This is a genomic window from Paenibacillus sp. Paensp111, assembly GCF_059492195.1.
Genome location: NZ_CP168527.1, coordinates 70001 through 87466 on the forward strand (window position 1 = coordinate 70001; position 17466 = coordinate 87466).

The 17466-nt window shown below is 47.6% G+C and carries 15 protein-coding genes, 1 tRNA gene and 2 rRNA genes (1 of these 18 running past the window's edge); 15 read left to right on the forward strand and 3 right to left on the reverse strand.

Going from position 1 to position 17466, the window contains the following annotated elements; translation table 11 throughout:
• The 11 genes from ACEN86_RS00335 to ACEN86_RS00385 all read left to right on the forward strand — a co-directional run.
• Positions 1-1208 (forward strand): 23S ribosomal RNA (locus ACEN86_RS00335); it begins 1719 nt to the left of the window's first position.
• Between the two features lie 155 nt (positions 1209-1363).
• A 5S ribosomal RNA gene (gene rrf, locus ACEN86_RS00340) occupies positions 1364-1480 on the forward strand.
• Between the two features lie 289 nt (positions 1481-1769).
• The gene (guaB, locus tag ACEN86_RS00345; RefSeq protein WP_495632437.1) at positions 1770-3227 is read left to right on the forward strand and encodes an IMP dehydrogenase; all 1458 of its coding nucleotides are present in this window, start codon (positions 1770-1772) and stop codon (positions 3225-3227) included.
• A 148-nt stretch (positions 3228-3375) separates the two neighbouring features.
• Positions 3376-4743, forward strand: a complete 1368-nt coding sequence (locus tag ACEN86_RS00350) for a D-alanyl-D-alanine carboxypeptidase family protein (protein WP_495634172.1) — start codon at positions 3376-3378, stop codon at positions 4741-4743.
• A gap of 159 nt (positions 4744-4902) precedes the next feature.
• Positions 4903-5784, forward strand: a complete 882-nt coding sequence (gene pdxS / locus ACEN86_RS00355) for a pyridoxal 5'-phosphate synthase lyase subunit PdxS (protein WP_127200813.1) — start codon at positions 4903-4905, stop codon at positions 5782-5784.
• Between the two features lie 59 nt (positions 5785-5843).
• On the forward strand, positions 5844-6416 hold the full coding sequence (gene pdxT, locus ACEN86_RS00360; RefSeq protein WP_495632438.1) for a pyridoxal 5'-phosphate synthase glutaminase subunit PdxT: 573 nt from the start codon (positions 5844-5846) through the stop codon (positions 6414-6416).
• 203 nt (positions 6417-6619) lie between these two features.
• Positions 6620-7903 (forward strand): serine--tRNA ligase, encoded by a 1284-nt coding sequence (gene serS, locus ACEN86_RS00365; protein ID WP_495632439.1) that lies wholly within the window; start codon positions 6620-6622, stop codon positions 7901-7903.
• A 70-nt stretch (positions 7904-7973) separates the two neighbouring features.
• Positions 7974-8062: transfer RNA gene (locus ACEN86_RS00370), tRNA-Ser, on the forward strand.
• 162 nt (positions 8063-8224) lie between these two features.
• Positions 8225-8380 (forward strand): small acid-soluble spore protein P, encoded by a 156-nt coding sequence (locus tag ACEN86_RS00375; RefSeq protein ID WP_495632440.1) that lies wholly within the window; start codon positions 8225-8227, stop codon positions 8378-8380.
• 220 nt (positions 8381-8600) lie between these two features.
• Positions 8601-9479 carry a YitT family protein gene (locus ACEN86_RS00380; RefSeq protein ID WP_495634173.1) on the forward strand — a complete coding sequence of 293 codons (879 nt, stop codon included), beginning with the start codon at positions 8601-8603 and terminating at the stop codon, positions 9477-9479.
• Between the two features lie 88 nt (positions 9480-9567).
• Positions 9568-10638 (forward strand): hypothetical protein, encoded by a 1071-nt coding sequence (locus ACEN86_RS00385; protein WP_495632441.1) that lies wholly within the window; start codon positions 9568-9570, stop codon positions 10636-10638.
• A 51-nt stretch (positions 10639-10689) separates the two neighbouring features.
• On the opposite strand, the gene tadA is transcribed toward ACEN86_RS00385, so the two are convergent.
• Positions 10690-11163 (reverse strand): tRNA adenosine(34) deaminase TadA, encoded by a 474-nt coding sequence (gene tadA, locus ACEN86_RS00390; protein ID WP_495632442.1) that lies wholly within the window; start codon positions 11161-11163, stop codon positions 10690-10692.
• Between the two features lie 303 nt (positions 11164-11466).
• Here tadA and ACEN86_RS00395 point away from each other — a divergent pair, with 303 nt between their 5' ends.
• The gene (locus ACEN86_RS00395) at positions 11467-13761 is read left to right on the forward strand and encodes an ATP-binding protein (protein ID WP_495632443.1); all 2295 of its coding nucleotides are present in this window, start codon (positions 11467-11469) and stop codon (positions 13759-13761) included.
• Between the two features lie 41 nt (positions 13762-13802).
• Complete coding sequence (locus ACEN86_RS00400) at positions 13803-14504, forward strand: pseudouridine synthase (protein ID WP_495632444.1); 702 nt, start codon at positions 13803-13805, stop codon at positions 14502-14504.
• Between the two features lie 138 nt (positions 14505-14642).
• Here ACEN86_RS00400 and motB read toward each other — a convergent pair whose 3' ends face one another.
• The gene (motB, locus tag ACEN86_RS00405) at positions 14643-15458 is read right to left on the reverse strand and encodes a flagellar motor protein MotB (protein WP_495632445.1); all 816 of its coding nucleotides are present in this window, start codon (positions 15456-15458) and stop codon (positions 14643-14645) included.
• On the reverse strand, positions 15442-16245 hold the full coding sequence (motA, locus tag ACEN86_RS00410) for a flagellar motor stator protein MotA (protein WP_495632446.1): 804 nt from the start codon (positions 16243-16245) through the stop codon (positions 15442-15444). Before motA ends, motB begins: the two co-directional genes overlap by 17 nt.
• A 226-nt stretch (positions 16246-16471) precedes the next feature.
• Between motA and ACEN86_RS00415 the strand changes: the two genes are divergently transcribed.
• Positions 16472-16765 (forward strand): hypothetical protein, encoded by a 294-nt coding sequence (locus ACEN86_RS00415; RefSeq protein WP_495632447.1) that lies wholly within the window; start codon positions 16472-16474, stop codon positions 16763-16765.
• Between the two features lie 164 nt (positions 16766-16929).
• Positions 16930-17229, forward strand: a complete 300-nt coding sequence (locus ACEN86_RS00420; protein WP_495632448.1) for a 4a-hydroxytetrahydrobiopterin dehydratase — start codon at positions 16930-16932, stop codon at positions 17227-17229.
• The last annotated feature ends 237 nt before the right edge of the window (positions 17230-17466 follow it).

The following is a 17466-nucleotide window of genomic DNA, read 5'->3' on the forward strand; positions in this document are numbered from 1 at the left end:
TCGGCAAAATGACCCCGTAACTTCGGGAGAAGGGGTGCCCCGGTAGTGTGAATAGCACGAGGGGGCCGCAGTGAAAAGGCCCAAGCGACTGTTTAGCAAAAACACAGGTCTGTGCGAAGCCGCAAGGCGAAGTATACGGGCTGACGCCTGCCCGGTGCTGGAAGGTTAAGGGGAGTGGTTAGGGGTAACCCGAAGCTATGAACCGAAGCCCCAGTAAACGGCGGCCGTAACTATAACGGTCCTAAGGTAGCGAAATTCCTTGTCAGGTAAATTCTGACCCGCACGAATGGCGTAACGACTTGGGCGCTGTCTCAACGAGAGATCCGGTGAAATTTTAATACCTGTGAAGATGCAGGTTACCCGCGACAAGACGGAAAGACCCCATGGAGCTTTACTGCAGCTTGATATTGGACTTTGATACGATTTGTACAGGATAGGTGGGAGCCTAGGAAGCAGGAGCGCCAGCTTCTGTGGAGGCAACGTTGGGATACCACCCTGATCGTATCGGAGTTCTAACCTGGTACCGTAATCCGGTATGGGGACAGTGTCAGGTGGGCAGTTTGACTGGGGCGGTCGCCTCCTAAAGAGTAACGGAGGCGCCCCAAGGTTCCCTCAGAATGGTTGGAAATCATTCGAAGAGTGCAAAGGCATAAGGGAGCTTGACTGCGAGACTGACAAGTCGAGCAGGGACGAAAGTCGGGCTTAGTGATCCGGTGGTACCGCATGGAAGGGCCATCGCTCAACGGATAAAAGCTACCCTGGGGATAACAGGCTTATCTCCCCCAAGAGTCCACATCGACGGGGAGGTTTGGCACCTCGATGTCGGCTCATCGCATCCTGGGGCTGAAGTAGGTCCCAAGGGTTGGGCTGTTCGCCCATTAAAGCGGTACGCGAGCTGGGTTCAGAACGTCGTGAGACAGTTCGGTCCCTATCTGTCGTGGGCGTAGGAAATTTGAGAGGAGCTGTCCTTAGTACGAGAGGACCGGGATGGACGCACCGCTGGTGCACCAGTTGTTCCGCCAGGAGCACAGCTGGGTAGCTAAGTGCGGAAGGGATAAGCGCTGAAAGCATCTAAGCGTGAAGCCCCCCTCAAGATGAGATTTCCCAGTATGTAAGACCCCTTGAAGACGACGAGGTAGATAGGCTGGGGGTGGAAGTGCAGCAATGCATGGAGCTGACCAGTACTAATCGGTCGAGGGCTTATCCAACAAGCTCGGAAGGACGTAGTCCAAGAAGAGCATACGCAGATTCGTTTCGTATCTAGTTTTCAGGCGATCAAGCCTGAAGAGAACATGTGGGTCTTTAGTAAGGCCTGATATTTTCTCGCAGCGATTTCGAGAAGCGGAAGCTTCGAAAAATCATGTTTGGTGGCGATGGCGGAGGGGTTCCACGCGTACCCATCCCGAACACGACCGTTAAGCCCTCCAGCGCCGATGGTACTTGGACCGCAGGGTCCTGGGAGAGTAGGACGCCGCCAAGCACAAGAGTAAGAGCACTACCTAATGGTAGTGCTCTTTTTGTTTATATTACGGACTTATTGCAGATATTAGCTATGTTTAGAGCCGACATGATTTATTTTTAGGGAGGAAGAGGATAGTGGCGAAGGCATGCAAAAGAAGGAGACCTGTGCCGAATTAGATTCTTTACGTGTTGACAGCCTATATCCCCTTTGCTAAGATGGTACAAATATATTCCCGTAAGATGAGATCTACGGCCGTCAAGGATGGACAAAGGCCGCTGGGACAATAGAGCTGAGGAGGAAAACCCTGGTGTGGGAAAGTAAATTTACCAAAGAAGGCCTAACTTTTGATGATGTACTCCTGATTCCTAGAAAGTCTAGTGTTCTGCCGAAGGAAGTGGATGTGTCCACAAAACTGAGCGATAAGGTGAAGCTTAATATTCCTTTGATTAGTGCAGGAATGGATACAGTTACCGAAGCAGCTCTTGCTATCGCAATTGCTCGCGAAGGTGGGATCGGGATTATCCATAAGAATATGCCAATCGAGCAGCAAGCGGAAGAGGTAGACCGTGTTAAACGTTCGGAGAGCGGAGTTATTACGAATCCCTTCTCGCTTACTCCAACTCATTTGGTGACGGATGCTGAGCAGGTAATGGGCAAATTCCGTATTTCTGGTGTGCCTATTGTTGATGAGGACCAGAAGCTGGTAGGTATTCTCACTAACCGTGACCTTCGGTTCATCCACGATTATAACATTGAGATCAAACAGGTAATGACTCATGAGAACCTTGTAACGGCTCCTGTAGGAACGACACTACAGCAGGCAGAGGTTATTTTGCAGCAGCACAAGATTGAGAAGCTTCCTCTTGTCGATGAGAACAACGTCCTCAAGGGACTGATCACAATTAAGGACATTGAGAAGGCGATTCAATTCCCTAATGCAGCTAAGGATTCTCAGGGACGTCTGTTGGTAGGGGCTGCTGTGGGAATCTCCAAGGACACTTTTGAACGGACGGATGCCTTGGTTAAAGCTGGTGTGGATGTCATTACGGTAGACTCCGCACATGGTCATCATATCAACATTGTTGATGCAGTAAGGGAGCTTCGTACGCGGTACCCTGAGCTGACTATTATTGCAGGAAACGTAGCGACCGGACATGCTACACGGGATTTGATTGAAGCGGGAGCAAGTGTGGTTAAGGTCGGAATTGGACCTGGTTCGATCTGTACAACACGCGTGGTATCCGGTATCGGTGTGCCGCAAATCACGGCTATCTATGACTGTGCTACTGTAGCTCGCGAATATGGTATTCCAATTATTGCAGACGGAGGTATCAAATACTCCGGTGAAATTCCTAAAGCTATCGCTGCAGGGGCTCATGCGGTGATGCTGGGAAGCCTGTTCGCTGGAACAGAAGAGAGCCCGGGTGAGTCTGAGATTTATCAAGGACGCCGCTTCAAGGTATACCGCGGGATGGGTTCATTAGCTGCGATGAAGCAGGGCAGTAAAGACCGTTATTTCCAGGACGATGACAAGAAGCTTGTTCCTGAAGGTATTGAAGGACGAGTTGCCTATAAAGGACCGCTGTCCGACACAATTCACCAGCTTATCGGAGGTCTTCGGTCAGGCATGGGCTATTGCGGCACGGCTAATCTGGACGAGCTTCGCAATGAGACCGAATTTGTCCGCATAACGGGTGCAGGGCTGCGTGAAAGCCATCCGCATGATGTGCAAATCACGAAAGAAGCACCGAACTACTCGTTGTAATTTTCGGGAATTAGAGGGTAATCATGGCTCAGGCAGGACGATTTTCGTTCTGTCTGTCTTTTTTTTGCGGCATACCCTGTGTTAGAATAGAACAAGTAATTGATTGAGATCATGAGGGGAGCTTAAAGGTAACTTGAAACCGTTAGAAATGAACACGAAGCCTAAACGGCGTATCCTTCGAAAGAGTGTCACGTCGCTTTTGATGATTAATATGTTGTGCTTATCCATTATTCCCGCTTTAACCTTGGCAGAAGGCCATGCCGTGGCTGCGCCAAGCAGCAAGTCAGCGGCTGAAACAGCCGCACCAGGAGATAAGCTAGGACTTAATGTAAGGTCAGCCATCCTAATTGAAGCTACCACCGGGCAGGTTCTCTACTCCGTAAATGGGGACGAGGCTATGCCTCCGGCAAGTATGACCAAGATGATGACGGAGTATATTGTTGCCGAGCAGGTTAAACAGGGCAAGCTTAAGTGGAGCGATGTTGTAACGGTGAAAGAGAATGCCGCGAAGCAGATCGGTTCCCGTGTCTTCCTTGCAGAGGGCGATCAACATACTGTAGAAGAGCTGTATATTGCAATGGCCATCGCATCTGCTAATGATGCTACTGTGGCTTTGGCCGAGCGCGTTGGGGGTACGGAGCAGGAATTTGTCAAAATGATGAATGCGGAAGCGAAGCGGATGGGCATGAAGACAGCCTATTTTGCTAACGCTACAGGTCTTAATGTTGGAGATATGCCTGATGGGTATCGTCCAGAGAATCCAAAGGAAACCGTCATGTCTGCAAAGGACGCGGCTACTCTGGCCAAATACATTGTAACCGATCATCCGGACTTTACTCGCTTCACTACCATGCAATCATACAAATTCCGCGATCGCGACAAAACACCTCTGGTCAATTTGGACTGGATGCTGGAAGCAAATAAGTCAAATATTAATTTCAAACAGTACGCTTACCCTGGATTGGATGGTCTAAAAACGGGGCATACCGAGAATGCAGGAAACTGCTTCACAGGTACAGCGGTACGCAACGGTGTTCGTCTCATTAGTGTAGTTATGGGAACGGATGCTAAATCGCAGAAGTCTCGATTTGTAGAGACCCGAAAGCTGCTGGATTATGGGTTTGATAACTTTGAGGTTAAACAAGTCGTAGCTCCAAAAACTACGGTTAAAGGTGCAGAGAAGGTTAGTGTTAAGAAGGCAACCAATACCGATGTGGCTGTAGTTACAGACCAGGCTGTAAGCTTTGTGGTGCAAAAGGGTGCTGATCTTAAAGGCATTAAGTCTACGGTGAAATGGCTGGATAAGGATAAGCTGACAGCTCCACTGCCTAAGGGCACGAAGGTGGGCACCATCACTTACACTTACAAAGCCGACAACGCTTCAGCACCGGCTGAGCAGACCGTAAATCTAATTACTGCCGATGAAGCTGAGAAAGCGGGCTGGTTCAAGCTGCTGCTTCGTGCAATCGGTCAATTCTTTGTAGATCTGTTCAATGCGATCAAGAATTTGTTCTAAAGCTCGATGGTTAGTATGATGAATTTCGATATAGCGCATTTAGTTCCTTCTATATGGTTGTGTAATTAAGGCTAATCTTGTAAAATAACAAGTTAGATCAAAGACGAGTACTGAGAGACAGGAATTAGAATTTTGGATATATATTCGGGAGGTATGGACATGGAAACTGGAACATCTCGTGTAAAAAGAGGTATGGCTGAAATGCAAAAGGGTGGCGTCATTATGGACGTCATGAACGCTGAGCAAGCTAAGATTGCTGAAGCTGCTGGTGCAACAGCAGTTATGGCGCTTGAGCGTGTACCATCAGACATTCGTGCTGCTGGCGGCGTAGCCCGTATGGCAGATCCTACAATTGTGGAAGAAGTTATGAAAGTGGTAACTATTCCGGTTATGGCTAAAGCCCGTATCGGACACTTTGTTGAAGCTAAGGTACTTGAGTCCCTAGGCGTTGACTACCTCGATGAGAGTGAAGTGCTTACACCGGCTGACGAAGTATACCACATCGACAAACGCGAATTCACCGTGCCATTTGTATGTGGAGCAAAAGACCTTGGAGAAGCTCTTCGTCGTATCGGAGAAGGCGCGTCCATGATCCGTACCAAAGGTGAGCCGGGAACAGGTAACATTGTTGAGGCAGTACGTCACATGCGTCTGATCAACAGCCAAATTCGCAAGATCACTAACATGTCGAAGGACGAGCTGTATGCAGAAGCGAAGAACCTTGGCGTAGCTTATGACCTGCTGCTTGAAGTTCACCAGAACGGCAAGCTGCCAGTCGTTAACTTTGCTGCCGGCGGCGTAGCTACTCCAGCAGATGCGGCCTTGATGATGCACCTGGGTGCAGACGGCGTATTCGTAGGTTCCGGTATTTTCAAATCCGAGTACCCTGAGAAATTCGCACGCGCGATTGTAGAAGCAACAACTCACTACACAGACTATAAATTGATTGCTGAAGTATCCAAGAACATCGGTACGCCGATGAAAGGGATTGAAATCTCTAAATTAACTGCAGCTGAACGTATGAGTGATCGGGGCTGGTAAGCCCTGTTGCCTCTCGGCAAATCCAATCTTTGGCTTGATATAGAAGGATGATGAGCGTTATGAAAATAGGAGTATTGGCGCTGCAAGGCGCTGTTGCCGAGCATATCAGAAGCATTGAGTGTACAGGTGCAGAAGGCGTTGCTGTTAAGCACACACATCAGCTGAAGGATATTCAAGGTCTGATTATTCCCGGCGGAGAGAGTACAACGATCGGTAAATTGATGAGAAGATATGAGTTCATGGATGCGATTCGTGAATTCTCAGCTGAAAGCAAGCCGCTCTTCGGAACTTGTGCAGGGCTCATTGTACTTGCCAAGGAAATTGAAGGCGGAGAAGAACCCCACCTTGGCCTGATGGATATTCGTGTCTCGCGGAATGCCTTCGGACGTCAACGTGAGAGTTTCGAGACCGATCTGGATGTAAAAGGGATCGACCAACCCGTTCGGGCTGTGTTCATTCGTGCGCCGCTAATCACTTCTGTGAGCGAGGGGGTAGATGTACTTTCCACGTATCGGGATGAAATTGTCACGGCACGGGAAGGACATATGCTGGTTAGCTCTTATCATCCAGAGCTTACAGAGGACTTCTCACTTCATCAATATTTTGCCGATATGGTAAGCCAGTATAATTAACGATTTGACCCTAACTACATCTGGTCTGGAATGCAAGAATTCCGTCCGGATGTAGTTCAATTTTAGCCGATAATCGGAGTCCTGCGCGGACTGAACGGTGGTTTGTGACCCTTGTACTATACTCCTAAATTGGAGTTAAGCACCGAGGGTTCCATTCTGTTCATTCTGTACAGTCAAGGCTGCTGCCCTAGGAGGGACTAGTTATGTTAGATGTGAAGATATTAAGAAATGAATATAGCCGGGTAGAAGAAGCTCTTCAGAAGCGTGGCAAGTCACTCGATCTAATCTCGGGCTTCCCGCAGCTGGATGAGAAGCGCCGTGAACTTCTTCAGGAGAGCGAACAGCTGAAGAACCGTCGTAACGTGGTATCGGCAGAGGTTGCCAAGCGCAAGAAGAATCGTGAAGATGCGGATGAACTCATAACAGAGATGCGTGAAGTGGGTGACCGGATCAAGACTTTGGACGATGAAGTTCGCGCGCTTGAAGCTCAGATCGATGAACTAACACTCGCTATTCCGAACATTCCCAATGAAAGCGTACCCGTTGGTTCCTCGGAAGAGGACAATGTGGAGATCCGCCGCTGGAGCGAACCGCGCCAATTTCAGTTCACGCCTAAAGCTCACTGGGAGTTGGGTGTAGATCTGAACATTCTTGACTTCGAAGGGGCTGCCAAAGTGACGGGCTCACGGTTCACCTTCTATAAAGGCCTGGGTGCCCGCCTGGAGCGTGCTCTCATCAGCTTTATGATGGATCTCCACAGCAATGAGCACGGCTATGAGGAAATGCTTCCTCCATACATTGTGAATCGGGACAGCTTATACGGGACAGGACAGCTTCCGAAATTTGAAGAGGACCTCTTCAAGCTTCGGGATACGGATTACTACCTGATTCCAACCGCTGAAGTGCCGGTGACCAACTACCACCGCGATGAAATTCTGAATGTAGAGGATCTTCCACGTAATTACGTAGCGTACAGCTCTTGCTTCCGTTCTGAAGCGGGTGCCTCTGGACGTGATACCCGAGGGTTGATTCGCCAGCATCAATTTAATAAGGTGGAAATGATTAAAATCGTCCATCCGGAGAAATCCTATGAAGAGCTGGAGAAAATGACTCAGAATGCAGAACGTGTACTTCAACTGCTTAATCTACCTTACCGCGTACTAGCACTGTGCACGGGCGATATGGGCTTTACTGCGGCGAAGACGTATGACCTTGAGGTATGGCTGCCTGAGAGCGGCATGTACCGCGAAATTTCTTCCTGCTCCAATGTAGAGGATTTCCAGGCTCGCCGTGCGAATATAAGGTTCCGTCCCGAGGCTAAAGCCAAGCCGGAATTCGTGCATACGCTGAATGGATCAGGTCTTGCCGTTGGACGTACGGTTGCAGCAATTCTTGAGAATTACCAGCAAGAGGACGGCAGTATCGAGATTCCTGAGGTTCTTCGTCCCTACATGGGAAATATAAATTATATTTCTCCAAAGAAATAGTTGCTTACTGAGAGTAATCATGATATAATCTAATTTGTCACGTGTTAAGCGTGAGAAATTAGATTGACTTGGAGAGGTACCGAAGCGGTCATAACGGGGCGGTCTTGAAAACCGTTAGGGGGCAACTCCACGTGGGTTCGAATCCCACCCTCTCCGCCATATATTTTCTTAACTTAGGCGATTAGAACAAGGCTTATTCCTTAGGGAATGGGCCTTTTTTTGTTGTACACTCCCAGCTGGGGAATTGAATAATAAAGGTTCAATCTCGGTAAATTAAATGTGCAGGATAAGCTGCAGTTCACAAACTGAGGAGGGACAACAATGAGCAAACCGAAATCTATGGCTGTTCCGGGAGTTCAGACGGATACGGGCAGACGCCGCAAGCAAGAAGGGGCAGGTGGGCCCGAGCCTCTCTCCGGATCGAAGAAAGTGAAGAATCGAAATCACGTAGACCATCATAACCGTCAGGGTAGCTAATCCCCTAATTTGCCCGATTTCGGGCAAATTAAGTCTTTTTCACGAGAAAACCGGAATTAATCAAGACATAGGTCCGAATTAATGGCATAATAGATATAGGGTTACTGAGACCTGATGGATAGTACTCTAGGAAATGGAGAGATGAGACAAAAGAATCTGAAAGGAAAGTGATGCAATGAATGAAATTACTAAAGATCTAATGCACGACCATTCCCTTGGAATGCTTCCAAGGCCAAATCGGCAGCATAATAAGCGATCTCTTGGCAGTATCCTCTTTAGATGTATGTTTATTATTATTGGTGCTGTGTGCTATGCCGTTGCACTTGAGTTATTCTTGGTTCCAAATGAGATTACGGATGGTGGAGTTACCGGGATATCCGTGATTGTCTCTCATTTCACGAGTCTGCCTCTGGGCATGTTCTTATTTCTCCTTAATCTCCCCTTTCTTATCGTAGGCTACAAGCAAATCGGGAAGACCTTTGCCTTTTCCACTCTTCTAGGTATTATCGTAATGTCGGTTACTACCCTGCTTCTTCACTCTGTACAGGCTTTTAGCCAGGAAACCACATTAGCTTTTGTATTCGGCGGGATTCTCCTCGGTCTGGGTACGGGTATCGTTATTCGATCAGGTGGATCGCTGGACGGTACTGAAATTATTGCAATTCTTATCTCTCGTAAAACCCCTTTCTCTGTAGGCGAGATTATTATGATCCTCAACGTATTCATCCTCGGCGGTGCAGGCTTTGTATTTGGCTGGGATGCGGCTTTATTCTCTATTCTTGCTTACTATATTGCTTTTAAAGTGATCGATATTACTATAGACGGACTTAACGAGTCGAAATCGGTGTGGATCATCAGCAACAATATTGACGAGATCGGCGATGCCATTATCAGCCGTTTGGGGCGTGGGGTAACCTATCTGTCTGGAGAAGGCGGATTCTCGGGGGATCCCAAGAAAGTTATTTTTTGTGTAATCACGCGTTTGGAAGAAGCTAAGCTCAAGGAGATAGTCAATCACTTTGATGAGCGTGCTTTTCTTGCAGTTGGAAACATCCATGACGTGAAGGGCGGCCGTTTCAAGAAAAAAGATATCCATTAATTCTAGAAAAGGGTTTCTCTCCCAGACGAAATGGTTTATCATATTAAGAGTATTTGTCACAATTAGGGAATAAAGAGGGGAGAAATTCATGCGTAAGATTATGGGATTGACCCTGACATTGCTGTTGTCAGTGGTCCTAGTATTGTCAGGTTGCAGTAGTAAGAAAGATCCAAAAGAGGCTCTGCAAGGTGCAGCTACAAATGCACTCAAAATGGACTCATATGTTCTTAAGAATGAAATTAAAATCAAGGATCTATCCGTAAATATGTCTCAAAGCAACGAACAGGTGGGATCTGTCGTTAATATGCTTAAGGATGCTGAGATCAATATCAGCCAAATTTATCAAAAAGATCCTATGCAGACCGAAGCTACGCTTGAAATTAAGCTTAAAGGTGACGTGGCAACCACCATCACCATTCCTTTTGTACTGACCAAAGAGAAGATGTATGTGAAGATTCCAAAGGTACCGTTCTTCCCTATTCCGGACAGCGTAGTGGGTAAATTCCTCGTGCTGGACTTCAAGGAACTGGCTGCACAAAGTGGTAATGAAGTTAAGCTGGACACCATTGATCTTAATAAATCACAGAAGTTCGCTTCAGAAGTAGCTAATGCCGTATTTGCGGAGTATGATTCTGCGAAATACTTCAAAGATGTAGATTCCAAGGATGCAGCTCTTCCTGATGGATTCAGCGCGAAGCAAGTGGTTCAGTTCAATGTAACGAACGACAATGTTAAGGATGCCGTAACAATCTTCGTAAATAAAGCACTTCCTAAAATTCTGGACATCATGAGCAAAGATGAATATCGTGAAATGTTCCAATTAACGAAGGAAGATATTGATAAAGCCAAGAAAGATCTTCAATCGGGCAGCCAGGCTGAACTGAGCAAAGGGATTGACGATTTGAAGAATCATTTGAAGATCAATCAGTTCACCGTGAACACGGCGATCGATAAGAATGACTTCCCGGCATACCAGAACCTGAATGCCAATGTGGAAATCAGCGATCCGGACACGAAGGACAATGTAAAGATCGCAATTGAGGCGAAAAGCACTTTCACGAACATCAACGAGAAGCAAAAGTTCGTCATTGGTATTCCGACAGATACCATTACAATGGAAGAACTTCAGCAACAGTTCGGTGCTGCTGGACTTCAATAAGAAATCCAGAGTGTTATAACAAAGAACCCGTGCCTTGGCACGGGTTCTTTGTTATTGTTCAGATTTAGGGGTCTTGGTGCGCAGCTTCCGGAAGAATTGGGTCAGCAGACTGGAGCATTCGGTCTGAAGGATGCCCGTAGTCACTTCTGTCTGATGATTAAATCTGGACTCCTGAAGCAGATTCATTAAAGTGCCGGCACAGCCGGCTTTGGGATCTGTCGTGCCATACAGCACATGGGGAATACGGGCTTGGACAATAGCGCCTGCACACATAGGGCAGGGCTCCAAGGTAACATATAATTTGCACTCCAGCAGTCTCCACGATCCAAGATAATGACTCGCTTCGCGAATGGCAATAATCTCGGCGTGAGCCGTAGGGTCATAGGCCGTCTCCCGAAGATTATGACCACGTCCAATGATCTCCTGGTTACGTACCACAATAGCTCCAATAGGGACTTCACCTATGGCTTCCGCCTTGCGGGCTTCTAGAATGGCTTCATTCATCCAATATTCATCGGTATACATTATAATTACTCCCTCATTCATCCGCTGCGGGGCGGATGGTTATTCTGCGAACAAGCATTCGTTGTGAACAGCCTGTGTGTAAATATGTGCATAAGTGCGACGTTATCAACAGAGTTATGCACAAGTTAATATTTTCTGAGTATAACTATGAACGTTCTGTGGGTAACTATAAGTGAACAGCAATTTTAAGCCCGACCTTATTCAGGTCAGAATGTCTTTGCAAAAAGTGTCGTTAAAGGTATTATGATAGGAGGGTTATTCCAAATATCGGCAAGATATTCAGGCCGAGGAGTGAGCAGCGAATTGTCCATAAAAACGAAGCTATCCATTATCATTTCTTTTTTGGCTGTAGTTCTACTATCTTTAAATATTATCCTCAGCTACTTTACCACGCAAGAAAATTTGCGTAAAGATAGTGAGAATAAAATCATGCTTACTGCCAAGCAAATTGCAATCGCTGTCGAACAAAGCGGGTTCAGTTCTGAATATGTCGAAAGGCAGATGACCCAGAAGTTGAAATTAGCTTCTCTCCTGGCTGCCAAAGAGCTGAATCCGGATATCAATCAGGTGACGAATGAACAGCTGGCCCAGTTGGCGAAGAAATTAGGCGTAACCGGCATTTCTTTATTTGTACAAGCGCCTAACGACATTGTGGTGGCAAGATCATCCGAACCCCAAGAGATCGGGTTATCCACGAACAAATGGGGTTATTGGTATGCGGCCTTTAAGCAGCTGTTCAATTTGCAGGACGTTACGATCAAGCAAGGTCAGAAATCGAAGCATTTCTGGTCCGGGCCCTTCGAATATTCCACCTCGACGCCAGACAGCATTGTAAAGTGGGGTTATTACTACGACGGTACGAGTAATTATATTATAGATCCTTATATTCGGAATTCAGAAATGGATAACTTCTTTGAGGTCCTCGATCCGGAGAAGATTGTAGCCAAGACTCAGGATGCTAATAAGAGCATCCTTGATATTACGGGTATAAATTTGTCCCGATTTGATGAGGCTGTTACGCAGGGACTTCCTCTAGAGGGAGGTCTCTCGATTGAAATGAGGGACCGTCCTCTTATCTTCGGCAAATACAAGTACCCGAGCCCTGAAGCCGATTTGAAGGTACTGAAGGAAGCCATTCAGAATGGCCAGAGTGCTCAATACGACGTCAAAATTGATGGGAAAAGAGTAATAAAGAGCTTTATTCCAATTAAAGATAACACGACCAATCATTCGTATGTAATCCGGATTATCTCCAGCTATGATCCTATTTATTCTGTGATTTCCAAGCAGATGATAAGCCAGATATCTATTTCTCTGGTCCTTCTGGAGATTGTGATTTTTGCGAGCTATATTCTCGCTGGACTGCTGATCAGGCCGATCCAGGATATTCTCCTAAAGGTGAATGGGATGGCAGATGGGAATTTTGAAACCCAGCTTGAGGTCTCGCGAAAGGATGAGCTTGGTCTGCTCGCGGCCCGAATTAATGCCATGGGTGGAAATTTGGCGCAATATACCCAGGACCTGCGTGAGATGAATGATGAGAATCGCTCGGTTAAGGAGCATCTCGAGTCCATTATTCGTCAAACGGCCGACGCTATTCATCTAACTGATCCTGAAGGCAAAATTATACGTGTGAATAAGGCATTTGAGCAGCTGTATGGCTGGACCAGTGAAGAGATTGGCGGGGTCTGCCTGTTCAATATTCCTGAGTCGCTTCGTGAAGAGGAGTTACTCTGGAAGAAGAGGCTGAGTGAAGGCATTCCGGTCTATTCAGCGGAAACGGTCCGATTGACCAAAGATGGAGCTGAGGTTCGGGTCAGCATCAGTGAGTCCCCTATCTTTGATGAAGATGGGCGGATTACGGCCTATGTGATTATTTCCAGGGATATGACTGAACGCAACAAGATGGAGGAGCTGCTGCGCCGCTCTGAGAAGCTGACTACGGTGGGACAGCTTGCAGCGGGAGTAGCTCATGAGATAAGAAATCCGTTAACTACGCTCAGAGGGTTCCTGCAGCTGCAGATGCAGACGAAGAAGCTCAATTCGCAGCATACGGATCTAATGCTATCGGAGCTGGATCGCATCAACCTCATCGTTAGTGAATTCCTAATTCTCGCGAAGCCTCAGGCCGTTCACTTCCAAGTGAAGGATATCCGTTACATCCTGGGTGACGTTATTTCCCTTCTTGATAGCCAGGCGCATCTTCATAGCATAGAATTCTCCATGAATTTCTCGGAAGAGGCACTGCTAGTGCACTGCGAAGAGAATCAGCTGAAGCAGGTATTCATCAACCTTCTCAAAAATGCAATGGAAGCCATGCCAAGTGGTGGCACCATTCATATGCAGACATGGCGCGGGGAACCAGGCAGTGTCATGATTCGCATTATAGATGAGGGTGAAGGCATCTCCAAGGAGACCTTAGCTAAGCTCGGAGAGCCCTTCTTCACGAACAAGGAGACCGGCACGGGGCTGGGGCTCATGATTAGTCAGCGGATTATTGAGAGCCACAAGGGTACAATGGATATTGAGAGCGAGCTGGGCAAGGGAACCACGGTGACTGTAGCCTTGCCAGTGGCCGAGAACCCGAGTAACATTTAGAATTGATACCGTCAGATGAGTACAGAAAAGGTGTGAGACTTGTGCGGATTAATAAATTTATCAGTGAGTCAGGGTTCTGTTCCCGGCGGGAAGCTGACAAGCTTGTGGAAGCCGGGAAGGTTACCATCAATGGTACAGTAGCTCTCCTGGGGAGCCAGGCTGAAGAGGGTGACGATGTTCGTGTGAACGGACAGCCAGTGACGGACAAGGAGAAACACGTATATCTAGCCCTTTATAAGCCAGTAGGGATTACAAGCACCACCGAGCGTCATGTCCAAGGCAACATCGTGGACTTTGTAGGGCACGAGAAACGCATCTTTCCGATCGGTCGTCTCGACAAAGATTCGGAAGGACTTATACTGATGACTAATGACGGAGATATTGTTAATCGTATTCTCCGGGCTGAGGGGAAGCACGAGAAGGAATATATCGTAACGGTGGACAAGGCTATTAGTCCTCATTTCGTAAGAGCCATGTCGGAAGGTGTGAGGATTCTGGGGGAGATGACGCTTCCTTGTACCGTTACCCGCATGTCAGATCGGGTATTTCGTATTATCTTGACCGAAGGGAAGAACAGGCAGATTCGGCGGATGTGCAGCGCTCTGGGATATGAGGTAAGGCGGCTGCAGAGAATTCGCATTATGAATATTCATTTAGGTAACCAAAAAAGCGGCACATGGCGGGACTTAACTCCTCAAGAGAAACAGGACTTGGGCCGCCAACTGAATTATACCCTGACATAAAGGTTCGATCATGCGGTCTTGAGTTCAATTTATATGAAATAGAAGAGAGCCCGTCGCCCCAATTTGTAAAAGGATGCCTGGTCCAGGCCGCACAAAGGCCCCTAACAGCTCTAGACGAGCTTTAGGGGCCTTTGTGTGTTAAGGCGTTGTGGCAAGGCCTTGCTGCTGGGTATCACTCTGATACTTACGAAGAATAGAAACTTCTACGCGGCGGTTCTTCGACCGTCCATCCTCCGTAGTATTGGAGGCAACCGGACGATACTCGCCGTAACCTGTGCTGACGAACTTCCTTGGGTCAAGCTTGCCGTTAAGAAGCAAAATCTTCATAAAGTTAAGTGCTCTTCCCGAACTGAGATCCCAGTTCGAGTCGAACTGCTGATTGGAAATAGGAACATTATCCGTGTGACCGGATACAATCACTTCATAGTCGGGGAAGCCCTCGAGCAGGACAGAGATGGCTTTCGCCAGCTTCCGGGATTCAGGCTTAACCGTGTCATCCCCTGAGGCGAACAAAGCCTTGTCGCTAATGGTGATCGTTAGCTGCGACTGGTTCAGCTTCGTATCCAGCTGGGAGGACAACCCGTTGATTTTGATATAATTGTCCATTTGCTTCTTCAGCTTCTCCAGATCTTCCTGCTCCTGACGCATCAGCTCACTACGCTTCTTGGCCATGGACATACTCTGAGCGCTTTGCTGCTGTATCTGAGATGAACTATCCTGTGGTGTGTTCGTATCCGTTCCTTCAATCGAACTCTTATCCATTACGCCTACACCGCCATTTAAGGCAACGCTGAAGGCTTTACTCATCTCTTCAAACTTCTTGGCATCTGTGGAGCTCATTCCGTAAAGTACAATGAACAGGGCGAGCAGCAGGGTTAGAAGGTCAGCATAAGGAATCAGCCAGGATTCATCGGCATGTTCCTCATGAGGTTCATGTCTAGTCTTTTTGCTCACCGGCATTCTCCTCCTTATCCTGGAGCTGAGCACGTTCAGCCGGGGTTAGGAATACAGCCAGCTTCTGCTGAATGGCAATAGTGGAGACACCGGATTGAATAGAGAGGAGTCCCTCTACCATCATTAGGCGAATCTCGATTTCCCGCTTGGAGAGACGCTTAAGCTTGTTCGCAATCGGATGCCAAAGTACATAACCGGAGAAAATCCCGAGCAGGGTAGCTACAAAGGCAGCCGCAATGGCGTGACCGAGCTTCTCCATATCTTTCATATCGGCCAAGGCCGCGATCAGACCGATAACCGCACCGAGTACCCCGAGGGTCGGAGCGTACATCCCTGCTTGCGAGAAGATCAGCGCTCCTGCGCGGTGGCGTTCTTCTGTAGCAGCAATATCTTCAGCAAGCACATCACTTACGAAATCCTGATCGTTCCCGTCAATAATCATCCGCATTCCCCCGCGAAGGAAGTCGTCGTCGATCTCTTCTACTTTGCTTTCCAAAGCAAGCAGACCTTCACGCCGGGTAATGGATGCCCATTCCATGAATAGGGTGATCAGTTCTTTCTTGGTGATCATTTTCTGCTTGACGAACAGCATCTTGAGCAGCTTGGGGAACTTCTTAAGTTCCGAAGCAGGGAACCCGATGAAAAGTGAAGCCGCCGTACCTACAAAGATGATAATATAAGCCGCCGGGTTATTTACCAGGTTGATGATAGGAGCGCCTTTGAGAATCATACCGACAACAACGGCGACAAGTCCCAATACAAGTCCTATAAGCGTTGATATTTCCATTAATACACCTCGTCCATGAGATAGAATTGAATCCTTTCGGTCTTTCCGGCATCCTGCCTTCAAGACAGTTTCTTAACAGAAACCACAGGGAACTTGCAGCTTTACTTCTGGAAGAAACGGTTTACCTATTTTATCGACAGAATTCCCTTTTTTTTTAAGATGAATTTTCAGTTATAATGAAAAAGAGTGGTACACAGTAGGAGACCAAGGAAGGCGGAGAGCATCGATGGGCGTAAAACACGCAAGAGATTACGGAGATATTCTGGCTGAATTAACAGCTGCAGTTGGATTGATTGAAGATAGTTATGTTTTCTTTGAAATGGAGCCAGGGGACTGGGAAAGGCTGTCTGAAGAGGATCGACGCGAGGTTCACGAGGCTTTGGCTGAGGATCTGTTCTATGGCCTGGGTACAGAGCCGGTCATTACGGTAGGCAGCGGGGTTATCATGCTTGATTCCAATCTGCACCGGATCAATGTTCTGGTAGGAGATACGGAGCTCGCTGCGGTTCTTTTGGTATAGACCTGCTTGATATTCGAAAGTGGATTTAAGCCTTATGTCATGTTAATATATCGTGAGAAGCATTATCGTCTAGGTCCTTAAGTCATAAGTCGATGTGGGGGACAGCCGGTTCCAAGGTCACGCCAGGACAGTTCGGACGTTGTAAAGAATAGGGAGGAAACAGGATGCCATTTACACCTCAAGAAGTGGAAGCGCACTTAATTAATCTGGAAGGATGGGAAATGGAAGAAGAAAGATGGATTGTGCGTAAATATGTATTCTCAAACTTCATGAAAGGCATTGCCTTTGTAGACGAAGTTGCGGCCATCTCGGAAGCTTTCAATCACCATCCCTTTATCACGATTGACCACAAGACTGTGACGCTCCGTCTAACCTCTTGGGAAGCCGGCGGGATCACTGCGGTGGATATCAAGGAAGCCCAGCAGTATAACGAGGCTTTTGAGAAGGCCTGGTCGGCTGAGTAGACCTCGGATCAGTAAGGGCGGAATGCGAATGGAGCTTGCGCCGTCATACAGGACGTCCGGAAGGCCTCTGTTCAGGTGAATTAAGTCAGAATGCGGGACCTCATGCTGTGTGGTACTAAATAGGCTGGGGTTCATACATACTTGCAGGAGCAGGCTCCCTTAGAATGGGGAGTGAGGCCTGCAGAGCTCGTATAGGCAAATTAAAACACGCCCTCCGGAATACGCTTACAGCGTTCA